The sequence below is a fragment of the Streptomyces sp. CO7 genome, assembly GCF_053474865.1.
Map to the genome: position 1 here is coordinate 1,033,570 of NZ_JBRIOU010000004.1, position 5,508 is coordinate 1,039,077.

Below are 5,508 nucleotides of genomic sequence, written 5' to 3' on the forward strand. Positions count from 1 at the left end.
GCCCTGACGTGGGGGCGTGGCCCTTGCGCGCCGGGTGCGTCGGTCCGTCGAGGGGACATCCTTCCGCGCCGGCCCGTGGCCCTGCGGGGTCGGACCGACGCGCGCCGGCGTGACCCTCACGAGCCGGCCAGCCCCGACACGTCACCTGCCTCGGTCCGCCACACCGGGGCGTGGGCCGGACGCCCCGGCCCTCCGGGGCGGTGTACGAGCGTCGCGGCGGTGGCCGTGACGCGTCGTGCCGCATCGTCCGGCCCGCCGAGTTACGGTCGAAGCATGCGTATCGTCATCGCCGGAGGCCACGGCCGAATCGCCCTGCGACTGTCGCGACTGCTCGCCGCGCGAGGTGAGGAGGTCGCGGGCATCATCCGCAATCCCGACCACGGCGACGATCTCCGCGAGGCCGGGGCCGAACCCCTCGTCCTCGACCTGGAGTCGGCCGGCGTCGAGGAGGTGACCGAGCTCCTGCGCGGCGCCGACGCCGCCGTCTTCGCGGCGGGCGCGGGCCCGGGCAGCGGGGTGGCCCGCAAGGAGACGGTCGACAAGGGCGCCGCCGTGCTGCTCGCGGACGCCGCCGTCCGGGCGGGCGTCCGCCGCTACCTGGTCGTTTCCTCCATGGCCGCCGATCCGGACCACCAGGGCGACGAGGTCTTCGACGCCTACCTGCGCGCCAAGGGCGAGGCAGACGCCTACGTCCGCTCCCTCGGCGACTCGCTGGACTGGACGATCCTGCGTCCCGGCATGCTCACCGACGACGCCGGCACCGGGCAGGTGCTGCTGCGGGCCTCCACCGGCCGGGGTCCCGTCCCGCGTGACGACGTGGCCGCCGTCATCGCTGAACTCCTGGACTACCCCGGCACGGTGGGGCTGACGCTCGAGCTGATCGGCGGGTCCACGCCGGTCACCGACGCCGTGAAGATGGTGGCGGGCGAGTAGCCGGCCGCCTCAGCCCGCCTGCGGGGGCCGGCCCTCCGTGGACGGGGCCTCGGTCTCCCGGACCGGGTCCGTCGCCTGCGTCACCAGCTCCAGCGCCCGGGCGACGAACTCCTCCACCCCGCTCTTCCCGACACCGAGCCGGCTGAGGACGCCCTCGCCGTTCTCCTGCTCCAGCAGCGCCAGCAGGATGTGCTCGGTGCCGACGTAGTTGTGGCCCAGCCGCAGCGCCTCACGGAACGTCAGTTCCAGGGCCTTCTTGGCCGCGGAGCCGTACGGCACGAGCTCCGGCGGGTTCTCGGCCGCCTCGGGGAGCACCGCCGTGACGGCCTCCCGGACGGCCTCCGGGGTGACCCCCTGCGCCTCGATCGCACGGGCGCCGATCGCCTCGGGCTCCGCCAGCAGCCCCAGCACCAGGTGCTCGGGCAGCCCCTCCGCGGCACCCGCCGCCCGGGCCTCGCTGTGCGCCGCCACGACCACGGCGCGGGCGCGCGGCGTGAAGCGCTGGAAGCCCTGGGCGAGGTCGAGGTCCGCGGACTCCTTGGGCACGAAACGCTTCTGGGCGGCCTGCCGGGTGACGCCCATGCTCCTGCCGATGTCTGTCCAGGAGGCGCCGGCCCGCCTGGCCTGGTCCACGAAGTGGCCGATGAGGTGATCCGCGACCTCGCCGAGGTGTTCGGCGGCGAGCACCGCGTCCTGCAGCTGGTGCAGGGCGTCGGGGTTGACCTTCTTGATCGCGTCGATGAGGTCGTCGAGACGGGGGGATGCGGGGCCGAGCGGATTCGTCGTCATCCGTCAACCTTAAGTTGACACTCAGAGGGCGTCAACCGTCGGTTGACAGTACGCGGCATTCCGTCCGGCACCGCACCGTGCCCGGACGTCCTCTGGCCCACGAGCAGGACGCCTCACTCGGCCGCATCGACCCGCGCCGGGCCACCGGCACCGGCAGCGGCACCCGGGGGGACCTTGCCGGACGAAACGCCCTGACCGGGCCGAACACCCGGCGCTATCGTTGCCGTCGCCCCCGGCGCCGGAGCCGCTGTGCGCTGTTGCCGAAGCCGTCGGCCCGCGTCCGCCGGGACGGACCGAGAGCCCTGTCAGACCGAACCTGAGAGTGAGATCACCGATGGCCGAGCACGAGCCCTCCGTCACCGTGCGCCTGCCCGACGCGTGGTTGTGGGCCGTCATCCTGTGCGGGGCCACGCTCGGCCTGGGCGCCGCCTTCGCCGTGGGCCCGCTCGCCGACTGGATGATCGGCCGCTTCGACGGCGCGCCGGGCCTGCTCCGGCTGGCGGCGTCACTGCCGCTGGTGTGGGCCGTCCCGGTGCTGACCCTCTGCGGCGGCGTCGCCGGGGCCTGGGTGGCGGACAGCTGGCGCAAGGAGAACCCGGTGGTCGAGGTCGGCGCCGACAGCGTGGTCGTCCGGGACGCCCACGGCGGCCATCATGTCGAACGAGGCCTGATAGCCGAGGCGTTCACCGACGGCCGCGATCTGGTGCTGCGCGACTCCATCGGCCGGGAACACGTCCGCACCCGGGTCGAGAGCGCCCTCGCGGGACGCCTGCAGGCCGCCTTCGAGCAGCACGGCTACTCCTGGCGCGGCACCGCCGACCCCCACGAGGCGGACTACACCGTCTGGGTCGACAACGACCCCGGCCTCGACGAGCGTGCCCACACGCTGCTGCGGACCCGGCAACGGGCCCTCGCCGACAACCGCACCGGCACCGCCGACGAGGCCCGCGACGAGCTCCGCACCCTCGGCGTCACCGTGCGGGACCGGGGCAAGGCCCAGCAGTACCGCAAGGTGTGAGGCATTCGCGGGCGGCCCATCAGACCGGGTGACGGACGGGTTGTGGCATCGTGCCGCACCGCTGCCCCGGACGCTCCTGCCCGTTCGGGCCTCGCGGCATGAGAGCAAAGCGAAACCCCTATGACCTGTTGGAACGCGACCTTGCCGCCGTCACCGCCAGCCTGACCCTGCCCTGAAGCTCGAGCGTTGTCGGGGGCTACGTCAACGGATCCAAATGCTGAAGCGACAGATGTACGGCCGGGCTGGCTTCGCGCTACTGCGGAACCAGTCCTGCTTGCACCCTGACGGGGCAGTTATGAACTCTGCTGGAGGCGCTCTGCAGCCTGAGCCGGCGTGTCGTAGTAGCCAGGCCGTGCCAACAGGACCGAGCTGAAGTAGTAACCCTGCTTTTCCTCCGGCTCGTCGTCGACTGCGAACGGGCGCCAGAAACTCAGGAGCAGGTCGGAGGCGACGAAGGACGCCGGGTCGTCTGGGTCCGCCTCGAGCGAGGTGTACTCGCCCATGCGTTGCACCAGCTCGCGGGCCGGGATCGCGAATACATCCAGGCCCCGGAAGATGACTCGGTCTGCCGGACCCGACGGCCTCCCGAGCTCGATGGCTTCGAGCCCGTCTCGCGTGCAGTGGATGCTGATCATCAGTCCACTGTGACGGAAGACGTGCTGACCCGGGCCGTGGGATTCCGAGGCTGCGGGGAGATCGCGGAGCGAGTCCAGCGCCGCGTTGGCCAATTGCCGATCCATACCGATCCGCAACGGGCCAACGCCGTTTGGTGGGGCGAGGTCGAAGTCCATGCGGGCATGCTCGCAGGCAGGTCCGTCAACGAGTCACACCCGAGAATCAGCAGCAGACGTGCACCACTTCGGGAGGCACCGGTTCCTGGAGCTGTTCGACGGCGGCGGTTCAGGAGAGTAACCAGCAGCCCGTCGGCAGTCGGCTGGAAGAGGCCAGCGCCCGATGTGGGGTGTGTTCTTGAGGATGTCACTCAGCCACCGGCTACGGACGCTCGGCAGCCGGACTGGGGCCCACCTGAACACTTCCGGATCTGCCCGGAACAGGTGCCGGGGGTGTGGCGCCGGTGGGTCGAAGTCACCATGGAGGGTGCCGGCCGGTAGGGCACCCTCCGCGGGGAGGGGTAGGTCCGGTCGGGGGGACACGGCCTCGGCCTGATGAGCAGTTGGGTTCGGGCGTGACGGAGTAGACAGGCCACTCCCCGGCAGCGGTCATCCGTGACAAAGCGAAACCCCCTCCGACCTGCCGTGAGGCTGATCGGAGGGGGCTCCGTGTCTGGTGGCGGCGCCAGGATTCGAACCTGGGAAGGCTGAGCCGGCAGATTTACAGTCTGCTCCCTTTGGCCGCTCGGGCACACCGCCTAGACGGTGCCACGAAGTCGAACCGGCTTGCGGCCGGGTCTCCCTCGCGACGTCGTAAACAATACCTGATGCGGAGGGGTGGTCCGCCACTCGATTGAGCGCGGTTCGCGGGACGGGGGATGGCTAGGCTTGGGCGGGCTCGGTCCGGGGTGTGGTCCCCGGACCGGCGGCCCCGTAAGCACCCGACACAGACCCCGATGCAAGGAGCCACAGGACATGGCCGACTCCAGTTTCGACATCGTCTCGAAGGTCGAGCGGCAGGAGGTCGACAACGCCCTCAACCAGGCCGGCAAGGAGATCTCGCAGCGCTACGACTTCAAGGGCGTCGGCGCCTCGATCGCGTGGTCCGGTGACAAGATCCTGATGCAGGCGAACTCCGAGGACCGGGTCAACGCGGTCCTCGACGTCTTCCAGTCCAAGCTGATCAAGCGCGGCATCTCGCTGAAGGCGCTGGACGCCGGCGAGCCGCAGCTGTCCGGCAAGGAGTACAAGATCTTCGCGGACATCAAGGAAGGCATCTCCCAGGAGAACGCCAAGAAGGTCGCCAAGATCATCCGCGACGAGGGCCCCAAGGGCGTCAAGGCGCAGGTCCAGGGTGAGGAGCTGCGGGTCAGCTCCAAGAGCCGCGACGACCTGCAGGCCGTGATCACCCTCCTGAAGAACCAGGACTTCGACTTCGCGCTGCAGTTCGTCAACTACCGGTGATCACGAGGTAGTTCGCCCGCTGCTGCCGCAGGGGCGCACCGTGGGTTCCGGCCCGTGGTGCGCCCCTGCGGCGTTCGCGGCCGGTGTACCCCGGAGTGGCTCGGACCGTGCGGTGTCGACCCGAGGACCGAGGGGGCCTGGGGGACCGGGGGCGCTGTCGCCGGTAGCGTGCCCGGCATGGCGGAGCAGGGTGGGCTGCGGCGGACGCTCGGGGTCGGGGACGCGGTCGTGGTCGGGCTGGGATCGATGGTGGGGGCCGGGATCTTCACGGCCCTGTCCCCCGCGGCGCGGGCGGCCGGTTCGGGACTGTTGGCGGCGCTGGCCGTGGCGGCGGTGGTCGCGTACTGCAACGCGACGTCCTCGGCGCGGCTGGCGGCGGTGTATCCGGCCTCCGGGGGCACGTACGTGTACGGGCGGGAGCGGCTCGGGGAGTTCTGGGGCCACCTCGCCGGGTGGGCGTTCGTGGTGGGCAAGACGGCGTCCTGCGCGGCGATGGCGCTGACCGTCGGGGCGTACCTCTGGCCCGGGCGGGAGCGCGTTGTCGCCGTGGCGGCGGTGGTGGCGCTGACGGCGCTGGGTTACCGGGGGATCAGCAGGTCCGTCCGGGTGACGCGGGTGATCGTCGCGGTGGTGCTGGCGGTGCTGGCCGCCGTGGTGGTGGCGTGCCTGGGCGGCGGAGGGGCGGCCGTGCGG

6 protein-coding genes and 1 tRNA gene are annotated in these 5,508 nt (G+C 71.5%); 4 read left to right on the plus strand and 3 right to left on the minus strand.

What is annotated here, in order from left to right:
- Positions 1-273: 273 nt before the first annotated feature.
- Positions 274-933 carry an NAD(P)H-binding protein gene (locus ACOV8S_RS17535; protein WP_448318697.1) on the plus strand — a complete coding sequence of 220 codons (660 nt, stop codon included), beginning with the start codon at positions 274-276 and terminating at the stop codon, positions 931-933.
- Positions 934-942: 9 nt separating this feature from the next.
- On the opposite strand, the gene ACOV8S_RS17540 is transcribed toward ACOV8S_RS17535, so the two are convergent.
- Entirely contained in the window at positions 943-1,722 is a 780-nt protein-coding gene (locus ACOV8S_RS17540) for a Clp protease N-terminal domain-containing protein (protein WP_448318698.1), read from the minus strand.
- A gap of 334 nt (positions 1,723-2,056) precedes the next feature.
- Between ACOV8S_RS17540 and ACOV8S_RS17545 the strand changes: the two genes are divergently transcribed.
- Entirely contained in the window at positions 2,057-2,740 is a 684-nt protein-coding gene (locus ACOV8S_RS17545; RefSeq protein WP_448318699.1) for a YqeB family protein, read from the plus strand.
- Positions 2,741-3,033: 293 nt separating this feature from the next.
- Here ACOV8S_RS17545 and ACOV8S_RS17550 read toward each other — a convergent pair whose 3' ends face one another.
- Together ACOV8S_RS17550 and ACOV8S_RS17555 are read right to left on the minus strand one after the other, a co-directional pair.
- Entirely contained in the window at positions 3,034-3,531 is a 498-nt protein-coding gene (locus tag ACOV8S_RS17550; protein WP_448318700.1) for a hypothetical protein, read from the minus strand.
- Between the two features lie 494 nt (positions 3,532-4,025).
- Positions 4,026-4,110 (minus strand) — tRNA-Tyr (locus tag ACOV8S_RS17555).
- 216 nt (positions 4,111-4,326) lie between these two features.
- On the opposite strand from ACOV8S_RS17555, the gene ACOV8S_RS17560 reads away from it, so the two are divergent.
- Both ACOV8S_RS17560 and ACOV8S_RS17565 read left to right on the plus strand, forming a co-directional pair.
- Positions 4,327-4,815, plus strand: a complete 489-nt coding sequence (locus tag ACOV8S_RS17560; protein WP_351110766.1) for a YajQ family cyclic di-GMP-binding protein — start codon at positions 4,327-4,329, stop codon at positions 4,813-4,815.
- Between the two features lie 177 nt (positions 4,816-4,992).
- The coding region (locus ACOV8S_RS17565; RefSeq protein WP_448318702.1) for an APC family permease at positions 4,993-5,508 on the plus strand (516 nt) is incomplete at its 3' end.